The sequence below is a fragment of the Frigoribacterium sp. CFBP 8754 genome, from assembly GCF_014841815.1.
Lineage (GTDB): Bacteria > Actinomycetota > Actinomycetes > Actinomycetales > Microbacteriaceae > Frigoribacterium > Frigoribacterium endophyticum.
The window spans coordinates 1,346,360-1,364,348 of sequence record NZ_JACYUO010000001.1 but is presented as its reverse complement, the minus strand read 5'-3'; the positions used below and the strand labels follow the sequence as shown (position 1 = coordinate 1,364,348).

Sequence of the window (17,989 nt, the reverse complement as noted above, 5' to 3'; positions counted from 1 at the left end):
GGCCTAGCTCTCTTCGATCGACCCGCGCTTGCGGGAGAGGGTGACGTTGAGCAGGACGGCGAGCACGATGATCACACCGCGCACGACGCTCTGGAGGAAGGAGTCGACGCCGAGCAGCACGAGCCCGTTGCCGATCAGCGTGATGAAGATCACGCCGAGGAAGGTGCCGACGAGGCTGCCGCGCCCGCCCGACATCGCGGTGCCGCCGATCACGACCGCGGCGATGACGTCGAACTCGAGGCCGTTGGCCGCACCGGCGTTGCCCGAGCCGAGGCGGGCGGCGAGCAGCACGCCGCTCAGGGCGCCGAGCATGCCCATGATCGCGAAGAGCAGCACCCGCACCCGGGCGACCTTGATGCCCGCGAGCCGGGCCGCCGCGGCGTTGCCGCCGATGGCGAAGACCGAGCGGCCGAAGGCCGTCTTGCGGGCGACGAAGGCGAAGAGGAGGAAGGCGACGATCATGATCACGGCCGGGGTCGGCACGCCGAGCACGGTGCCGGTGAGGAAGGGCATGACCGGCTCGTCGAGGGGCAGCGGCACGGGCAGCGCGTCGGTGCTGAACTGGCCGAGGCCGCGCAGCACGCTCCAGAGCCCGAGCGTCGCGATGAACGACGGCACGAGGAAGCGGGCCCGGAGCACGCCGGCGAGGGCGCCCCAGCCCGCCCCGACCACGAGCGTGATCAGGATGGCGAGCAGCGCGGGCAGCCCCCACTGGGTCATCGCCACGGCGACGATGACCGACGACAGGGCGACGGCCGGGCCGGTGCTCACGTCGATCTCGCCGGCGATGATGACGAGGGTCATGCCCGTCGCGGCGATGCCGATCAGCGCGGCGTCGCGGAGCAGCCCGCTCTGGTTGGCGACGGTGAAGAAGCCCACCGCGTTGAACATCAGGTAGAGGTACAGCACGACGATCGCGACCAGCAGGCCGACGATGTTGACGAGGGTGGTGTTGCGACGGAACGCGTCGCGGACGCGGCCGACGGCGCCGCCGCGGTGGCGGTCGCCGGGCGTGGCCGAGGTGGTGGTGGGGTCGAGCGTGGAGGTCATCGGGTCGTCCTTCTTCAGCTCGAGACCATGGAGGCCTGGAGCAGCACGGGCAGGGAGATGTCGGGGGCGCGGTACTCCTCGCGGAGGCCGCCGTCTCGGAGGACGAGCACGCGGTCGCAGGCCAGGGGCAGCTCCTCGATCTCGCTCGAGACGAAGACGACGAGCTTGCCGGTGTCGGCGACGGCGCGCATGATCTCGTAGATCTGCGCCTTCGCCTCGACGTCGACGCCGCGGGTGGGCTCGTCGAGGAGGAGCACCCGGCTGTCGGCGTGCAGCCAGCGGGCGATGACCGCCTTCTGCTGGTTGCCGCCGCTGAGGGTGCTGATCGGGCGCGAGAGGTCGTGCGCCTTGATGCTGAGCCGGTCGGCGAGCGCCTTCGTGGCGGTGGCGATCGCCCCGGCCGACAGCGCGCCTCCCCGGGTGACCCGGCCGAAGTCGCTCATGACGATGTTCTCGTCGATGCCGAGGCCGGGCACGACGCCGCGGCCCTTGCGGTCCTCCGGGGTCATGCCGACCCCGAGGGCCAGCATGCGGGAGGCGGTGGGCCGGTCGACGACGGAGCCCGCGATCGAGACGGTGCCGCCCGTCGCCGGCCGGAAGCCCGCGATCGCCTGGAGCAGCTCGGTGCGCCCGGAGCCGAGGAGCCCCGCGATGCCGAGCACCTCGCCGGCCCGGCCCTCGAAGCTGACGCCCCGGAGCTTCGGGGCCACGTCGAGGTCGTCGACGCGGAGGAGCACCTCGCCCGAGGTGACCGGTCGCGTCGCGACGGCCCGCTGTTCGGGGTCGGCGCCGATCATCAGCTCGATGATGTGGGCGGTGTCGCTGCCCGCGATGGAGACGGTCTCGACGACCTTGCCGTTGCGCATCACGGTCGCGGTGTCGGCGATCTGACGGATCTCGTCCATCCGGTGGCTGACGTAGAGCACCGCGACGCCCTGGGCGGCGAGCCGCTTGACGGTGTCGAGCACGAGGTCGACCTCCGCCGCCGCGAGCGCGCTCGTCGGCTCGTCGAGGATGAGCAGGCGCGGGTCGTCCTGCAGGGCACGGCCGATCTCGACGATCTGCTGCTGGGCGAGCGTGAGCCCGGCGACCTCGGCGTGCACGTCGATGTCGGCCCCGAGGCGCTCGAAGGTCGCGCGGGCCCGCTCGACCATCGCGCGGGTGTCGATGCCGAACCGGCCGCGGGGCCAGCGGCCCATGGCGAGGTTCTCGGCGACGGTGACGCCGGGCACGAGGCTGAGCTCCTGGTAGCACGTGGCGACGCCCGCGGCGGAGGCGGCGGTGACGCCGCCGTCGCGGAGCGGCTGCCCGCCGAGCAGGACCTCACCGGCGCTGGGGGTCTCGACGCCGCTGAGCAGGCGGATCAACGTCGACTTGCCGGCGCCGTTCTGGCCGAGCAGGGCGCGGACCTCGCCGGCGTGGACGGCGAAGTCGACCCCGTCGAGGGCGGTGACGCCGGGGTAGACCTGGCTGACGCCGCGGGCCTCGGCGATGGGGGCGCCGCGGTCGCGGGCGGGATCGAGCGGCGCGATCGGGGTGTCGGCTGTCGACTCTGACAAGGGGATCCTCCGGGGATCGGGTGGTGGTGGATGAGAGGGGCGACGGTGAGCCCGGCGGGGGCCGGGCTCACCGTGCCGATCACGGGAGACCGTCGGGGTGGGTCTCGGTCCACCCGGCCGCGTCGGCGGGCAGGTAGAGGTCGATCGGCGCCGCGACGACCTTCTCGTCGGGGGTCTTCCCGTCGATGGCGTCCTGCGCGGCGGCGAAGGCGAGCTTGCCCGCCTCGATGCCGCTGATGTCGACGACGGCCTTGAGCACGGAGCCGTCGGCGAGCTCGGCCGCGATGTCGGACGTCATGTCGGAGCCGAAGACGGCGACCTGACCGGTGAGGCCGCGGGTCTGGACGGCCTTGTAGGCCCCGACGGTCGCGCCGCCGGCCTCGCCGTAGAGCCCGTCGAGGTCGGGGTTCGCGCTGAGCATCTGCTCGGCGGTCGAGACCGCCTGGTCGACCTCGGCGCCCTCCTGGTTCGCGACGAAGACCGTGCCGGGCAGCGCTGCGGTCAGGGCCTCTGAGAAGCCCTTGAAGCGCTGCTGGCAGACCTCGTACTGCTCGCAGTTGATGACGCCCATCTTCGGGGCCGTGATGCCGGCCTCGGTGAAGTACGCCGCCGCCTGCGTGCCGAGGTCGCCGCCGAACTTCAGCGGGTCGCCGAGCACCCAGGCCGTGACGTACTGGTCGACGGCGTCGTCGCTGACGCAGGTGTTGTAGCAGATGACCGGGATCCCGGCCTCGCTGGCCTGGCGCACCGCGGGCACGCTGCCGTCGGTCGAGACCGCGGACATGATGATCGCGCTGACGCCGGAGGAGGTGAGCGTGTTCATGAACGAGCTCTCTTTCGAGACGTCGCCCGCCGAGGTCGACTCGAGGAAGTCGACCTTCTTCGAGTCGGCGTCCGCCGCGTCCTGGACGCCCTTCTTGACGCCGCCGTAGAAGCCCTGCGAGTCGAGGTAGAGGGCGCCGATGCGCTCGGCGCCGCCCTCGCCGCCGTCGGCGCTGGGGATGGAGCAGCCCGCGAGGGCGGCGGCCGCCGCGAGGAGCGCGGCGGCGGAGAGGACGCGGCGTCGCGCCCTCGGCCTGATCGGTGTCGACATGGTGGTCATGGTTCCTTCCTAGGGGCGCCCGGCGTCGTCGCCGGACGTGACCGCGGGGGCGGTCGGGTCGGGGGTGGTGGGGTCGACGGGGGAGGGCTCGTGGCCCAGCCCCGTCCACAGCTCGGCGACCACGTGGCGCAGCCGGGTGACCTCGGCGTCGCGCCCCTGCTGCGGGTCGTCCTGGAAGAGCAGCATCGTGGGCAGCGAGGTGGCGAAGTAGTCGACCTCGGCCGGGGTGGCGGCCAGCTCGTCGACGAACGCGTCGAACCGGCGGAGCAGGGCCCGCGCCTCGTCGTCGGCGCCGAGCCTGGTCAGGGCGGTGACCGACGCGGCGCTCCGCTCGGTGAAGGCCTGGGCGGCCATGCCGGCGAAGTCGCCCGTGGCGTCCGCCGCCTGCCGCCAGGCCCACCGGGCGGCGTCGTCGTCGCAGCGGGCGGCGAGGGCGTCGCCGAGGGCGAGGTGGAGCTCCGCCGTCGTCTGCAGGGGGTGGCGGGCCTCGCCCAGGGTCGTCGGGGGCTCGAGCGCGGCGACGACGTGGTCGTGCGCCGTGTCGGCGTCGCCCGCGGCGAGCGCCTCGCGGGCGGCCGCCAGCGAGGCGGCCTCCCAGGCGCCGAGCACCTGGCCCTCGCCGCCCTCCCAGGGCTGGAACCGACGAGCCCGCACCGCGGCGAGGGCGTCGTCGTGACGGCCGACGGCGGTGAGCAGCCGGGCGCGGACGACGCTGAGGTCGTCGCGCTCGAGCACGAGGGCCGACTGCCGTTCGAGGGCGTCGAGTCGCTCGGCCGCGGGCACGCCACGGCGCTCGGCGAGCTGGTCGCTCTCGAAGAGCAGGCGTGAGTCGTCGGGCCGGAGCTGGCGGGCCGCGGCGTAGTGCTCGGCCGCCGCCTCGGGGTCGTGGGCGACGTTGTAGGCGGCCACGCCGAGGTTGCGCTCGACGACCGCGGCCTGGGCGTCGTCGAGGTCGCCCTGGAGAGCCCGACGCCACGCGTCGGCGGCGTCGGCGCCGCGGCCGTGGGCGTAGTACCAGCTGCCGAGAAGCGACCAGGCGAGGCCGTCGGCCGGCACCACCTGCACGGCCTCGAGCAGCACGGTGACGTCGTCGAGCCGCGACGGCAGGCAGCGGGTGGCGTCGACGGCGTGCAGCGAGACGAGGGCGCGGCGGGCCTCGGCCGTGCGGCCGGCCCGGGCCAGCAGGGAGGCGCGGTGGTAGCCGAGCAGGGGGCCCACGTTCACCTGGCCCTGCGCGGCGCGGGGGAGCTGCGCCTGGGCGAGGTCGAGCACCGAGAGGGCCTCGTCGAGGTACCCCGCCGAACCGTACTCGAGGGCGACGTCGAGCAGGGTGGGGGAGTCGTCGGAGAGGACCCGGCCGGCGAGGTGCCGGGCCCACTGGTCGAGCGGGTCGAGGGCCAGCGTCTCGTGCAGCAGGTCGTCGGCCTCCTCGCGTCGGTCGAGGTCGCGGAGGGTCAGGACGAGGAGGTCGCGGGCCTGCAGGTTGTCGGCGTCGCGGCGCAGCACGGCGCGCAGCAGCTGCTCCGCGGCGGCGGGGTCGGAGCGGCCGAGGAGGCGCGCGCGGGCCAGCGAGGCGGGCCCGGCCCAGGCGGCGTTCCAGGCGGACTTCGCCAGCGCCTCCTGCGCCTCCGCCCCGCGGCCGAGACGGGTCAGGGCGAGGCCGAGCCGGTAGAGCGGTTCGCCGTCGGCGGGGTTCGGTGCCCAGGCCAGCTGGCGCGTCACGGCCGTGCGCAGCAGGTCGAGCGCCTCGCCCCAGCGGGCGGAGTCGTGCAGGAGCGTCGCCAGCGCGACGTTGACCCGCACGTCTCCGGGATCGCGACGGAGCGCCTCCCGCCAGTACGGCTCGGGCGACCGGGTCGCGTGGCGGTACTGCTGCAGGTACTGGCCGACGAGGAAGAGCTCGTCGACGGTGGCGACGTCGGCGGGGGCCGGCGGAGCGACCGCGGCGGCCGGGGCGTCGACGGTGCCGGTGCCGTCGGGGCCGTCGGTGCCGTCCGCGCCGGCCTCGGCGTCGAGCTGGGCGGCCACGCTGCGGCCGTCGACCGCGACGAGCACGCGCCCCTCGGCCCGCGCCTCCACCAGGACGTCGTCGAGCACCGAGCCCTCGGGCAGCGGGCGGTCGAGCACCGCGGGTGAACCGGGCGCGACGGCGACGCGGTGCTGGTCGAGCACCCGGCCGTCGCGGGCCCGGACGACGACGTCGACGGCGGGGTGGGCGTGCGTCACGGCGAGGCCGACGCGGAGCACCGCGGGCCCCTCCTCGGCCAGGTCGACACGCAGCGCGGCGTCGCGCGTCGCCTGGTGAGCCGGGCCGATCTCGGTGATCGGGTACCAGAACTGGCTGAAGGTCTTCGTCTCGCCGGGCGTGAGGAAGGAGAAGTCGGGCTGGTTGTCGGTGTACACGCCGGCCATGAGCTCGACGTAGGGGCCGTCGCCGTCGGTGAGGTTGTCGTCCCAGGCCCAGCCGAAGGGAGCGTCGCCCCACGTCCACTGCTTCTTGCCGGGGGAGATCGCCCGGTCGGCCCAGTGGACGAAGCCGGCCCGACGGCCGTGGTCGTAGCCGCCGAAGAAGTCGTCGTCGGTGTGCGTGACCATGTACGAGGTCGGCACCGGGATGTTGCGGTACCAGTCGAGCCGGTCGCCGTCGGGGTGGTCGGCGTCGACGCGCGCGGGGTAGTCGACGCCGTAGTACTCGCCGGCGACCCGGGGGAAGTCGACGACGGCGCGCTTCGCGTGGTCGGCCACGTGCCGGACGTCGGTCGGGAAGAACGACTGGTAGTCGTCGTTGACCGCGGCGGCGACGTTCGCCCACCAGAGGAAGGTCTGCGTCTCGTCGCTGCGGTTGAAGAGCCGCACGCGGGCCTCGATCAGCGAGGAGCCGGGCCGCAGGCGGATGCCGTGCATGCCCTTCATCCGCGCGAAGGGGTCGTGGTCGGAGCACCACACGGTGACGGCCCCGTCGGCCTCGCGCTCGATCGACACGTCGGTGGGGAGGAACGTCGCGGGGCGGTGGTGCTGGGGCCAGTTGAACTCGACGCCGCCGGAGATCCAGGGCCCGGCGAGGCCGACGAGCGCGGGCTTGACGACGTTGTTGCGGTAGAAGATGTCGTAGTCGGCCGTCTTGTCGTAGGCCACGTGGATGCGGCCGCCGAGCTGCGGCAGGACGACGAGGCGCAGCCACTCGTTCTCGAGGTGCACGGCGTCCCACGCGTGGGGCCGCTTCTCGGCCTCGATGCGCTCGTGGAACGGCAGCGGGAAGACCCGCCCGGACGATCCTTGGTAGACCCGGGAGTCGAGGAAGGCCGGGTACCTGTCGGGCTCGCCCGGCAGGTAGGTGTCGACGACGAGGGGCTCCGACCAGGCGGCGACGCCTGCCGAGGCCTGGTCAGCGGGCACGGGGGGAAGAGTCAACCTCGACTCGGCGGTGAGCATGGGGCCAGCGTACGGAGCCGAACCGCGCCTCCGGAACGCCCGATCCACCGGCGTCCCTGGACGAAACGACGATCGCCCGCCATCATCGACCCATGACCATCGAGGACGGCTTCCCCGGGCAGCGGCTGCTCGTCATGCCCCGACAGGCGGTGCGCACCGCCCTCATGCAGCCGGGCACGTCGCACCTGGTCGTGACCGACGCGGGGTACTTCCCCGAGGCTCGCGCGCACGGCATGGCCCGCCCCGCCGGGGTGCCGCAGAGCGTCGTGCTCGTCTGCGTGCGCGGCGGCGGCTGGTGCGAGGTCGGCGGCGTGCGGCACGTCGTCAGCGCCGGGCAGGTCGTCGTCGTGCCGCCCGAGACGGCGCACGAGTACGGCTCGGACGACGCGGCGCCCTGGACGCTCTGGTGGCTGCACCTCGACGGGCGCGACCTGGCCGAGTTCCTCCGCGTCGCCGGCCTGACCGCGTCGGCGCCGGTGCGGCAGCTCACCGACGTCTACCGCGTCGTCGCGCTGATCGAGGAGGTCGTGCAGGCGATGGAGCGCGACCAGACCTTCGCCAGCGTGCTCGCCGCGTCGGGCGCCGCGTGGCACCTCATGGCCCTGCTCTGCTCGGAGCGCCGGGTCGGCAGCCCGCGGGAGTCGGCGGTCGAGCAGGCGCAGGACTACCTGCGCAAGCACGTCACCGAGCGCGTCTCGGTCGAGGAGCTCGCGGCCCTCGCCCGGCTCAGCCCGTCGCACTTCGCGGCGCGCTTCAAGGCGGAGACCGGGTCGACCCCGCTGCGGTACCAGACGCAGCTGCGCATGGCGCGGGCCCGGGAGCTGCTCGACACCACCGACCTGCCGGTCGGGCTGGTGGCGGAGCGGGTGGGCTACGTCGACCCCTTCTACTTCTCGCGCCAGTTCAAGGCGTTGCACGGGTCGACGCCGGTGGGGTACCGGGCGCAGCGGAAGGGCTGAGGTCAGGGCCGGGCCGGCCCGCACAGGGCGGGCGGCGCCGTCCTCAGGCCGCGGGCAGCGCCCCCGCGACCACCCGCCCGCGGGCGACGACCGCGACGATCGCGTCAGGGTCGAGCGCCGCGGCGTCCTCCCACGGGCGCCCGCGCAGCAGCACGAAGTCGGCGGCGGCCCCGACGGCCACGCGGCCGAGCTGCGTCGACCGGCCGATCGCCGCCGCCGCGCGCGACGTGCCCGCCCGGAGCACCCGCTCGGGCGACCAGCCGAAGACGTCGCCCATCCTCCGCAGCTCGCGCATCTGGTCGCCGAACGCGACGTGGAACCCGTTGGCGTCGGTGCCGAGCACGAAGTCGACGCCGGCGTCGGCGGCGGCGCGGAAGGCGGAGTCGCGGGTCGCGACGAGCGCGGCCGCCGTCTCGCGCTGCTCGGCCGAGACGGGCACCGAGCCCTCGGCGATGGCGTCGTTGATCAGCAGCGTGGGGGCGACGGGCAGCCCCGCCGCCACGACCTGCCGGGCGAGGTCGCCGTCGAGCTGCGTGGCGTGCTCGATCGAGTCGACGCCCGCGCGGAGGGCCACGCGGATGCCCTCGGCGGTGTGGGCGTGGGCCGCGACGAGCAGGCCGAGCGCGTGCGCCTCGTCGACGATCGCGTCGATCTCGGCGCTCGTGTGGTTGCGCCAGGAGGGGGCGTCGCCCTCGGAGAGCAGCCCGCCGCTCGTCGCGATCTTGATGCCCGTCGCTCCCGCGCGCGCGTGCGTCCGCACGAGGGCGCGGCAGGCGTCGACGCCGTCGGCGGTGGGCTTCCGGAGGCGCGGGTCGACGCCCGGGGGCACGAACATGTCGCCGTGCCCTCCCGTCATGCTCACCATGCCGTGCGCGAGGATCCGCGGCGCCTCGACGAGCCCCGCCTCCACGGCGCGCGCCAGCGAGAACTGCACCTCGTCGGCCGACAGGTCGCGCAGGGTCGTGACCCCGCCGGCCAGGGCACGCCGGGCGTGGGCCAGGCCGTGCAGCACCTGCTCGGTGGGGGGCGTCACGAGCGGCCAGGTCAGGAACCCCGAGGAGGCGCCTCCCGCGTTCCCGATCAGGTGGACGTGGGTGTCGACGAGGCCGGGCACGAGCGACAGCCCCTCGAAGCGGGCCGACGGCTCTGCCGGCTCCACCTCGGTGACCACGGCGTCCGTCGCGACGCCGGGCCGCGCGGGGCCCCAGCTGACGGTGCTCGGGCCGAGGGCACCGTGGCCGTCCCAGACGTCGACGCCGGCGAGGGAGGTGGGGGAGGCATGGTGGAGCACGGTGGGTCCTCGAGAGGTCGGGGGAGCAGGAGCAGGAGCAGGGGCAGGGGCAGGACGGGGCAGGACGGGGTCAGCTGCGGCGCGTGCGTCGCGGCACCAGCCGCCCGAGCGCCGCCGGGGGCCGCATGCGGGTGCCCGCGACGACCAGCACCGCCAGCGTCACGACGTACGGGGTGGCGCTGGAGACCGCGGCGGGCAGCGGCACGGCGACGAACACGACGAGCAGCACGACGCCCACGACCAGGGGCGGCAGGCCCTCGCGCAGCTTGCGGCCGGGCACGGTGCGGCGCAGCCGCAGCAGCCCGAGGGCGGTGAAGACGACGGCGAGCACGACCACGAGCGCCCGCAGCGTCTCCGGCCGGCCGATGCCGACGGCGTCGCTGACGCCGAAGAGGGCGGCGCCGAAGAACACGCCCGACGGCGTCCAGTTGCCGAAGATCAGCGTCGCGAGGCCGATGAAGCCGCGGCCGGCGGTCTGGTTCTCGATGTACCCCTGCGAGATGAGGGTGAGGTAGCCGCCCGCGAAGCCCGCGAGCCCCGAGCCGACGAGCACCGCGATCCAGCGCGTGCGGTGCACGCTGCCGCCGAGCGCCTGCAGGGCCGCGGGCTCCTCGCCGGCGGCGCGCCAGCGGAGGCCGAACGGCGTCTTCCAGAGCACCCAGGCGACGACGGGGATGATCAGCAGGCCGATCACCGCGGCGAGCGAGACGTCGCGGGTGAGGCCCCCGACGAGGCCGCCGACCTGGGCGACGACGGGCAGCTCGGAGGCCTCCATGGCGCGGCTGAGATCGGGCGTGCCGAGGCCGCCGCTGACGAACGGCAGCGACAGGTGCGGCACGTCCGCGCCGATGCGGGGCGACCGCGCGATGGTGCCGCCGTCCATCCCGCTGAAGACGATGTCGGAGGCGAAGCGCGCGACGGCCGCCGCGATGACGTTGATCGAGACGCCGACGATCAGCTGGTTGATGCCCATCTCGATGCAGAGCACCGCCATCAGCACCCCGAAGACGAGCCCGCCGGCGACGCCGCCGACCAGGGCGGCCCAGGGGCCCGCGACGGCGCCGAGCAGGCCGGCCGTCCACGTGCCGCCGATCATCATGCCCTCGAGGCCGACGTTGATGACGCCCGAGCGCTCGGAGAGGAGGCCGCCCATCGCGACGACGGCGATCGGCACGGTCAGCCGCAGGGCCGAGCCCCAGGTCGCCGACGCCGTGATGCCGGGGGCGTCGGCCAGGTAGCGGGCGAGGATGAGCAGGCCGAGGCCGAGCAGGGTCCAGCGGAGTGCTGCGCGCACGTGGCGCGCGGACGGGCGGAGGCGGTCGACGGAGGCGCGGGCGGGCCCGGCCCCCGAGGGGGTCACCGCGGCGAGGGGATCGGTGCCGGTGCTCATCAGGAGGCTCCTCCGGTCGGGGCGGCGTCGGGGGTGCGGGCGGCCCGGAGGCGGCGGCGCACGGCGGCGGCGAGGGCGACGCGCTGGTCGACGCGCTCGGTGAGCCAGTACCCGACGGCCGACGAGAGCAGGACGACCGCGAGGAAGACCTGGCCCACCTCGGTCGGCAGCTGCACGAGGCCGAGCACCTGGCTGCTGCGCTCGACGAAGGCGAGCACGAACGCGCCGAGCGCCATGCCGATCGGGTGCTGACGGCCGAGGAGGGTCGCGGCCAGCCCGGTGAACATGAGGTCGGTCGGCAGCGTGCCGTCGAAGCGGCCGGCGACCGAGAGCACGTGGGGCAGCCCGACGAGCCCGGCGACGGCGCCGCTGACGAGCATCGCCTGGACGATCTTGCGGTCGACCCGGATGCCGGCCGACTCGGCCGCCTCGGGCGACCGGGCCGCGACCCGGAGGCCGTAGCCGAAGAGGCTGCGGTCGACGACGAGGTGGTACACGACGCCGACCAGCACGGCGACGACGACGAAGCTCGAGACCGCTCCCTGCCCGCTGCCCGTGCCGGGCAGGGCGGGCATCAGGCCGCCGGCGTCGATCATGGCCGTGCCGGTGTTCTGCCCGCCGCCCGACCGGAAGACGCCGCTGAGCAGCACGGCGACGACGGTGGTCGCGACCGCGTTGAGGAGGATGGAGGTGATGACCTCGTTGACGCCGCGGTGGATCTTGAGCAGGGCGGGGATGAGGGCCCAGCCGGCGCCCACGGCGCACGAGATCAGGAGGGTCAGGGGCAGGCGCACCGCCAGCGGGAAGGGCAGCGACGCGGCGGCCACCGCGCCGGCCAGGGCCGCCATGCGGTACTGCCCGTCGACGCCGATGTTGAAGAGGCCCATCCGCACCGCGAAGGCGCCCGCGACCGCGGCGAGGTAGAGCGGCACGGCCGAGTCGAGGCTCGCGACGAGCGAGGCCGGCTGGGTGCCGTACGACCACATCACCGAGAAGGCGCTCGACGCGCTGTAGCCGCCGGCGGTGAGGAAGAGGGCGGTGACGGCGAGGGCCAGCAGCACCGAGACGACGGGCCCGGCCGCGGTGACGACGACGCGGCGCATCAGCTCGCCCCTCCCGTCGCGGGGGCGTGGGCGCCGGTCATGTGTTCTCCCAGGTCGAGGGCGGTGACGTGTCGGGGGTCGAGCTCGGCGACGACGCGGCCGCCGTACATGACGAGCAGCCGGTCGCTCAGGGCGAGCAGCTCGTCGAGGTCGGCCGAGACGAGCAGCGTGCCGAGGCCGGCGTCGCGGGCCTCGACGAGTTCGCGCCAGACGGCGCTCTGCGCGCCGACGTCGACGCCGCGGGTCGGGTGCGCCGCGACGAGCACCGTCGGGTCGGAGCCGAGCTCGCGGCCGATGATGAACTTCTGCTGGTTCCCGCCGGAGAGCGCCCGGGCGCGGGTCGACGGGGTGCCGCCGCGCACGTCGAAGCGCCGGATGATCTCGGCGGCCGCCGCCGTGGCGGCCGAGCGGCTGAACCACCAGCCCCGACGGATCGGAGCGCGGCCCTGGTAGCCGAGCGCGGCGTTCTCGGCGAGGCTCAGGTCGAGCACGACCCCGTCGCGGTGGCGGTCCTCAGGGATGTACGCGAGCCCGAGCGCGCGGCGCTCGCGGGTGGGCAGGTCGTCGATGACGCGCCCGCCGAGCGACACGCTGCCCGTGTGCTCGACCCGGCCGAGCAGCGCTGCCAGCAGCTCCGACTGGCCGTTGCCCTCGACGCCCGCGACGCCGACGACCTCGCCCCGGCGCACGGTGAGCGACAGGTCGTCGACCAGGGGGCGCTCGCCGGGGCGGCCGACGGTGAGCCCCTCGACGGCGAGCACGACGTCGTCGCCCGGCGGCGTGCTGCGCGGCTCCACGGTCGGCATCGCGACCTCGACCATCAGCCCGGCCAGCTCGCGCGGCGTGGTCTCGGCCGCGGTCGTCCGCCCCACCACGCGCCCTGCCCGGATGACCGTGATGTCGTCGGCGAAGGCGAGCACCTCGTCGAGCTTGTGCGAGATGAAGACGACGGAGGCGCCCCTCGCGGTGAGCGCGCGGATGGACGCGAAGAGCGCGGTCGCCTCCGACGGCACGAGCACGGCCGTGGGCTCGTCGAGGATGATGACGCGGGCCTCGCGCCAGAGCACCTTGAGGATCTCGACCCGCTGCCGGTCGCCGACGCCGAGGTCGGACACGAACGCATCGGGGTCGACGTCGAAGCCGTTGGCCGACGCCAGCTCGCCGACGCGTCGGCGGGCCGCCGCCGCGTCGATGCGCCAGGCCGAGCCGGGCTCGTCGGCGAGGACGACGTTCTCCCACACGCGGAGGGCGCCCGCGAGGAGGAAGTGCTGGTGGACGATGCCCACGCCGGCCTGCTGGGCCTGGCGCGGCGAGCGGAAGTCGTGCGCGACTCCCTCGACCTCGACCGTGCCCTCGTCGGGGCGCTCCTCGCCGGCGAGCACCTTCATCAGGGTCGACTTGCCGGCCCCGTTCTCGCCGACGACGGCGTGCACCGTGCCGGGGCGCACGAGGACGTCGATCCGGTCGTTCGCGGTGAACGTCCCGAAGCGCTTGACGATCCCGGTCAGCCGGACCGCCGCCTCCTGCGCCCCCACGGTCTCAGAGCGCCGTCGGGACGGTGACGTCGCCGTCGACGACGGCCGTCTTCGCCGCCTCGAGCTGGTCGGCGATGCCGTCGACGAAGCCGCCGCTCGTCGAGTAGCCGACGCCGCCGGTCTCCAGGTCGAAGACCTGCTCGCCGGGCTCGAGGCTGCCCTCGTCGAAGGAGGTGATGACGTCCTGGACCGCCACGTCGACGTTCTTCAGCGCCGAGGTGAGGATGAACGGCTTGATGTCGTCGTCGACCTGCGCGTACGCGTCGCCGTCGACGCCGATCGCCCAGACCTTGGCGGAGTCGGTGCTCGCGGCCGCGGCCTGCTCGTAGACGCCCTGGCCCGAGCCGCCGGCGGCCGCGTAGACGACGTCGGCGCCGCCGGCGTACATCGAGGCGGCGGCCTCCTTGCCCTTGGTCGGGTCGGAGAACCCGGTGAAGTCGCCGAGCGGCGAGAGGTAGGTGGAGTCGACGACGACGTCGGGGTCGACGCTCTTCGCCCCGGCCTCGTAGCCGACGAAGAAGTTCTGGATCGACGGCTGGTCGACGCCGCCCACGAAGCCGATGTGGCCGGTGGTCGAGGTCAGCGCGGCGGCCACCCCGACGAGGTACGACGACTCGTTCGCGGCGAACGAGATGGTCGTCACGCCGTCGATCTCGGTGCCGATGTCGGTGTCGACGTCGACGAACGCCGTGTCGGGGTGCTCGGTGTCGCCCATCGGCTGGGCGAACTGGAAGCCGATGCCGACCGCGAGGTCGGCCCCCTGCGAGACGGCGAGGTCGAGGCGGTCCTGGTAGTCGTCGGTGTTCGGGCTCGACAGCTCGAGGGGGTTGAAGCCGAGGTCCTCCTGCGCCGCGGTGAAGCCGGCGTAGCCGCCGTCCATGATCGAGTAGTCGCCCGTCGTGCCGTAGAGCAGCGCGACCGTCGCGGCGTCGGGGTCGGCCGAGGGGGCCGTCGCGGCCGTCTGGCCGGAGCAGGAGGCGAGGAGGAGCGTGGCGCTGAGCGCGGCTCCCGAGACGATCAGGAGGCGACGGGGGCGACGCAGGGGCATGGGGTGCTCCGGTTCTGTGAACGTTTTCACGGCAGGTGGCCTCGGGCGCTCGCAGGATCGGCTCCGAGGGGGTGCAGGGGTGCTGCAACCGTAGACCGGCTCGTGTTACCGACGTGTTTCGGGGACGTAAGGAGTCGGGTAAACGTTCTCAGCGACTCCCGCGTCCGTGGCACGCTGGCGACATGACCCCCGCAGCTCCCGGCGCCGCTCCGGTGCCCGTCGACCTCGTCGTCCGTCGCGTGACCGTGCTCGCGCCGACCGTCCGGCCGCCGGTCGGGTACCCCGACCTCGACCCCGGCGACCCCGGGCGACCAGCCCCGGCCGTGTTCGTGGCCGACCAGGCGATCGGCGTCGCGGGCGGCGTCATCGCCTGGATCGTGCCCGACGCCGACCTCGGCCCGGCCGACCTCGCCGGCGCCCGGGTGGTCGACGCGCCGGGCCGCGTCGCGATCCCCGGCCTGGTCAACGCCCACAGCCACTCGTCGATGACCTTCTTCCGGGGCTCCGCGGAGGACGTGCCCACCGCCTCCTGGTTCAACGACCACATCTGGCCGATGGAGGTCAACCTCACCGACCGCGACGTGCTGCTCGGCGCGCGCCTCGCGGTCGCCGAGATGCTGCTCGCGGGCGTGACCACGGTCGCCGACCACTACTTCTCGACCGAGCAGATCGCCACGGCGGTCGACGAGGGCGGCATGCGGGCCGTGCTCGCCCGCACCTTCTTCTCGTCGCAGGGCGCGGAGGGCCTCGACCGGAGCGCCTCCTTCGCGGCCGAGTGGGACGGCGCGGCCGGCGGGCGCATCACCACGATGCTCGGGCCGCACGCCGTCTACACCGTCGACGACGCCGACCTGGCCCGCACGGCCGAGGCCGCGCGGGCTATCGGGGTGCGGACGCACATCCACGCGTCGGAGACGATGCACCAGACGGAGTCGTCGCTCGCCCGGCGCGGGGCGACGCCGATCCAGGTGCTGCACGACACCGGCGTGCTCGACGCGGGAGCCCTGATCGCGCACGGGACGGGCATCGTCGAGAGCGACCTGCAGTGGCTGGCGCCCGTCGCCGACCGGGTCGGCGTCGCGTGCTGCGCGAAGGTCTACCAGAAGCACACGCACGGGCCCACGCCGATCCGCCTGCTGCACGACGCGGGCGTGCCGGTGGGGATCGGCACGGACGGCTGCGCGTCGGGCAACACCCTCGACGTGCTCGAGAGCACCCGCACCATGGCCCTCGTACAGAAGGCCCACACGGGCGACGCCACCTGGATGACGAGCGCCCACGCCCTCGACCTCATGACCCGCCAGGGCGCCGCCGTCATCGGGCGCGAGCACGACCTCGGGTCGCTCGCGCCCGGGTTCGCCGCGGACGTCGTGCTGATCGACCCGTGGAAGCCGCACCTCCAGCCGATGAACGACCTCGCCGCCGCGCTCGTGCTCAGCGTGCGGGCGAGCGACGTCGAGACCGTGATCGTCGCCGGCCGGGTCGTCGTCGAGCACGGCCGCCTCGTCCACGTCGACCTCGGGCCGCTGATGACCGAGATGAACGAGCGCCTGCCCGGGCTGACCGACCGGTCGCACGGCCGCACCGTGCAGACGTACGCTCCCTAGTGATGATCGACGCCGACCACACGCCCTGGCCCGACGTGGCCGCCGCCCACCGCCGCGGAGCCGGCCTCGCCGTGCTGCCCGTCGGCGCGCACGAGCAGCACGGGCCGCACCTGCCCCTCGGCACCGACACGGCCACCGCCGTCGAGGTCGCCCGCCGCCTGGCCGAGCGGCTCGACGCCGTGCTGCTGCCGCCGGTGCACTACGGCGCGACCTGGGGCACCTCGGGCTGGCCGGGCACGCTCTCGCTCTCGGCCGCGACGGTCACCGCGATCGTCGTCGACCTGGGGCGGGCGCTCGCCGCGTCGGGCGCGGGCGGCCTCGTCGTCGTGAACGGCGACTGGGGCAACCGGGCGCCGCTGCTCGTCGCGGCCCAGCAGCTCACGGAGGAGGGCGTGCTGCCCGTCGTCACGCTCGACCACCCCGGCATGGCCGAGGCGATCGACGAGGTGCGCGAGAGCGCCCCGGCGGCGCCCGGCCTGGCCCACGCGGAGGAGGTCGAGACCTCGATCATGCTGCGCCTCGCTCCCGACGACGTCCACCCCGACCGGTACGAGGCCTGCTACCCGGTGTTCCCGTCGCACTTCGGCACCGCGCCGATGCCGCTGCACCCGTTCTCGCCCAGCGGCGTGTTCGGCGACCCCGCCCTCGCGACCGCGGAGAAGGGCGAGCGGCTGCTCGCCGCGACCGTGGAGGGGTGCCTCGCCGTCCTCGACGACTTCGTCGCCGGCGTGCTCGCGGGCCGGGCGGAGGCGCGGTGAGCCCGACGTCCGTCCCCACCCTGGTCGACGTGGCCCGGGAGGCCGGGGTGTCGATCGCGACCGCCTCGCGCGTGCTCTCGGGGGCCCAGCACGTCTCGGAGGCCCGGGCCCGCGCGGTCCGGAAGGCCATCACCGAGCTCGGCTACCGGCACAACGCCGTCGCCAGCGCCCTGCGGAGCCAGCGCACCGAGACCGTCGGGCTCATCCTGCCCCGGTACACGACGGGCTTCCTCTCCGCCCTGATCGAGTCGGTCAGCGAGGCCCTCAACGAGGCCGGGCTCTCGCTGGTGCTGCGGTACTCCGCGGAGGGCGACGACCACGACGCCCGCACGGTCGAGTCGCTCCTCAGCCGACGCGTCGACGGCCTCGTCATCTGCCCCCCGACGGAGGAGGTCAGCCGTGACGCCGTCGCGGCCGCCGACCGCGTGCCCGTCGTGCAGGTGGGCCGCCACATCTTCGGCGACGGCACCGACTCGGTGGGCCTCGACGACAACCGGGCGACCGACCTGCTCGTCGGCGCCCTCGCGGACGGCGGGGCGACGGAGCTCGTGACCGTCGGCCTGTCGCCGGCCGACCCCGCCGACGCCCGACGCATCGCGGCCGTGCGGGCCTCGTGCGAGCTGCGCGGCGTGCGGTTCGACGGCGCGCGACCGGCCAGGGCCGAGCTCGCCGGCGGCGTCGCCGCCGCGAACGAGCTCGTCGCGAGCGGCGACCTCGCACGGCTCGACGCGGTGGTCTGCGCGAACGACGACGTGGCGCACGGCCTGGTCACGGTGCTCCGCCTCAACGGCGTCGACGTGCCGGGGGCCGTGCAGGTCGCGAGCCTGCTCGACGTGTCGTCGGTCGAGGGCGACGACGAGCGCGAGATCACGACGCTCCGCCACCCGTGGCCCGCCATGGGCCGGGAGGCCGTGCGGCTGCTGCTCGACGCCCTGGCGAGCGGCGACCGCGACGACTCGGGCGGCGCCCGCCGCGTCACGCTCGCGCCCCGGCTGCTGCACGGACGCTCGACCCGCTGACCGCGGCTCCGGGAGCCCGGGGGAGTCGCCCCCGCTGTCGGTCGAAAATGATGAGAGGCCTCCCCCTCCGCGAACTAATCGAGTTAGGCACGTAGGGGGCGGAAGCGCCACACGGCTGGCTAGAGGCAGCTCGTCC

General features: G+C 74.6%; 13 protein-coding genes. 4 read left to right on the top strand and 9 right to left on the bottom strand.

Features of this window, described 5'->3' with window-relative positions:
• Positions 1-3: 3 nt before the first annotated feature.
• The 4 genes from IFT72_RS06220 to IFT72_RS06205 form a co-directional block, all read right to left on the bottom strand.
• On the bottom strand, positions 4-1,050 hold the full coding sequence (locus IFT72_RS06220) for an ABC transporter permease (protein ID WP_192045809.1): 1,047 nt from the start codon (positions 1,048-1,050) through the stop codon (positions 4-6).
• Positions 1,051-1,064: 14 nt separating this feature from the next.
• Positions 1,065-2,609, bottom strand: a complete 1,545-nt coding sequence (locus IFT72_RS06215) for a sugar ABC transporter ATP-binding protein (RefSeq protein WP_197981082.1) — start codon at positions 2,607-2,609, stop codon at positions 1,065-1,067.
• A gap of 79 nt (positions 2,610-2,688) precedes the next feature.
• Positions 2,689-3,711 (bottom strand): substrate-binding domain-containing protein, encoded by a 1,023-nt coding sequence (locus IFT72_RS06210; RefSeq protein WP_185232880.1) that lies wholly within the window; start codon positions 3,709-3,711, stop codon positions 2,689-2,691.
• 9 nt (positions 3,712-3,720) lie between these two features.
• Positions 3,721-7,143, bottom strand: coding sequence for a DUF5107 domain-containing protein (locus tag IFT72_RS06205; protein ID WP_192045808.1), 3,423 nt, complete (start codon positions 7,141-7,143; stop codon positions 3,721-3,723).
• A 92-nt stretch (positions 7,144-7,235) separates the two neighbouring features.
• On the opposite strand from IFT72_RS06205, the gene IFT72_RS06200 reads away from it, so the two are divergent.
• Positions 7,236-8,102 (top strand): AraC family transcriptional regulator, encoded by an 867-nt coding sequence (locus IFT72_RS06200; RefSeq protein WP_192045807.1) that lies wholly within the window; start codon positions 7,236-7,238, stop codon positions 8,100-8,102.
• A 43-nt stretch (positions 8,103-8,145) separates the two neighbouring features.
• On the opposite strand, the gene IFT72_RS06195 is transcribed toward IFT72_RS06200, so the two are convergent.
• The 5 genes from IFT72_RS06195 to IFT72_RS06175 form a co-directional block, all read right to left on the bottom strand.
• Positions 8,146-9,393 carry an amidohydrolase family protein gene (locus tag IFT72_RS06195; protein ID WP_192045806.1) on the bottom strand — a complete coding sequence of 416 codons (1,248 nt, stop codon included), beginning with the start codon at positions 9,391-9,393 and terminating at the stop codon, positions 8,146-8,148.
• Between the two features lie 70 nt (positions 9,394-9,463).
• Positions 9,464-10,783, bottom strand: a complete 1,320-nt coding sequence (locus tag IFT72_RS06190; RefSeq protein ID WP_192045805.1) for an ABC transporter permease — start codon at positions 10,781-10,783, stop codon at positions 9,464-9,466.
• A complete protein-coding gene (locus IFT72_RS06185) occupies positions 10,783-11,886 on the bottom strand; it encodes an ABC transporter permease (RefSeq protein WP_192045804.1) in 1,104 nt (367 codons plus the stop codon). Before IFT72_RS06185 ends, IFT72_RS06190 begins: the two co-directional genes overlap by 1 nt.
• Positions 11,886-13,421, bottom strand: a complete 1,536-nt coding sequence (locus IFT72_RS06180) for an ATP-binding cassette domain-containing protein (RefSeq protein ID WP_192045803.1) — start codon at positions 13,419-13,421, stop codon at positions 11,886-11,888. The genes IFT72_RS06185 and IFT72_RS06180 overlap by 1 nt, the downstream gene beginning before the upstream one ends.
• 4 nt (positions 13,422-13,425) lie before the next feature.
• Positions 13,426-14,469, bottom strand: a complete 1,044-nt coding sequence (locus IFT72_RS06175; protein WP_167259332.1) for a BMP family protein — start codon at positions 14,467-14,469, stop codon at positions 13,426-13,428.
• A 182-nt stretch (positions 14,470-14,651) separates the two neighbouring features.
• Here IFT72_RS06175 and IFT72_RS06170 point away from each other — a divergent pair, with 182 nt between their 5' ends.
• The 3 genes from IFT72_RS06170 to IFT72_RS06160 are packed head-to-tail and all read left to right on the top strand — an operon-like array spanning position 14,652 to position 17,853.
• A complete protein-coding gene (locus IFT72_RS06170; RefSeq protein ID WP_192045802.1) occupies positions 14,652-16,076 on the top strand; it encodes an amidohydrolase in 1,425 nt (474 codons plus the stop codon).
• Positions 16,077-16,078: 2 nt separating this feature from the next.
• Positions 16,079-16,834, top strand: a complete 756-nt coding sequence (locus IFT72_RS06165) for a creatininase family protein (RefSeq protein WP_192045801.1) — start codon at positions 16,079-16,081, stop codon at positions 16,832-16,834.
• Positions 16,831-17,853, top strand: coding sequence for a LacI family DNA-binding transcriptional regulator (locus tag IFT72_RS06160; RefSeq protein ID WP_192045800.1), 1,023 nt, complete (start codon positions 16,831-16,833; stop codon positions 17,851-17,853). Before IFT72_RS06165 ends, IFT72_RS06160 begins: the two co-directional genes overlap by 4 nt.
• Positions 17,854-17,989 lie beyond the last annotated feature (136 nt).

Excerpts from the sequence above, each read along its gene's own strand:
- IFT72_RS06190 (WP_192045805.1), bottom strand. The coding sequence starts at position 10,783 with ATGAGCACCGGCACCGATCCCCTCGCCGCGGTGACCCCCTCGGGGGCC.
- IFT72_RS06205 (WP_192045808.1), bottom strand. The coding sequence starts at position 7,143 with ATGCTCACCGCCGAGTCGAGGTTGACTCTTCCCCCCGTGCCCGCTGAC.
- IFT72_RS06175 (WP_167259332.1), bottom strand. The coding sequence starts at position 14,469 with ATGCCCCTGCGTCGCCCCCGTCGCCTCCTGATCGTCTCGGGAGCCGCG.
- IFT72_RS06170 (WP_192045802.1), top strand. The coding sequence starts at position 14,652 with ATGACCCCCGCAGCTCCCGGCGCCGCTCCGGTGCCCGTCGACCTCGTC.
- IFT72_RS06165 (WP_192045801.1), top strand. The coding sequence starts at position 16,079 with ATGATCGACGCCGACCACACGCCCTGGCCCGACGTGGCCGCCGCCCAC.
- IFT72_RS06185 (WP_192045804.1), bottom strand. The coding sequence starts at position 11,886 with ATGCGCCGCGTCGTCGTCACCGCGGCCGGGCCCGTCGTCTCGGTGCTG.
- IFT72_RS06200 (WP_192045807.1), top strand. The coding sequence starts at position 7,236 with ATGACCATCGAGGACGGCTTCCCCGGGCAGCGGCTGCTCGTCATGCCC.
- IFT72_RS06220 (WP_192045809.1), bottom strand. The coding sequence starts at position 1,050 with ATGACCTCCACGCTCGACCCCACCACCACCTCGGCCACGCCCGGCGAC.
- IFT72_RS06210 (WP_185232880.1), bottom strand. The coding sequence starts at position 3,711 with ATGACCACCATGTCGACACCGATCAGGCCGAGGGCGCGACGCCGCGTC.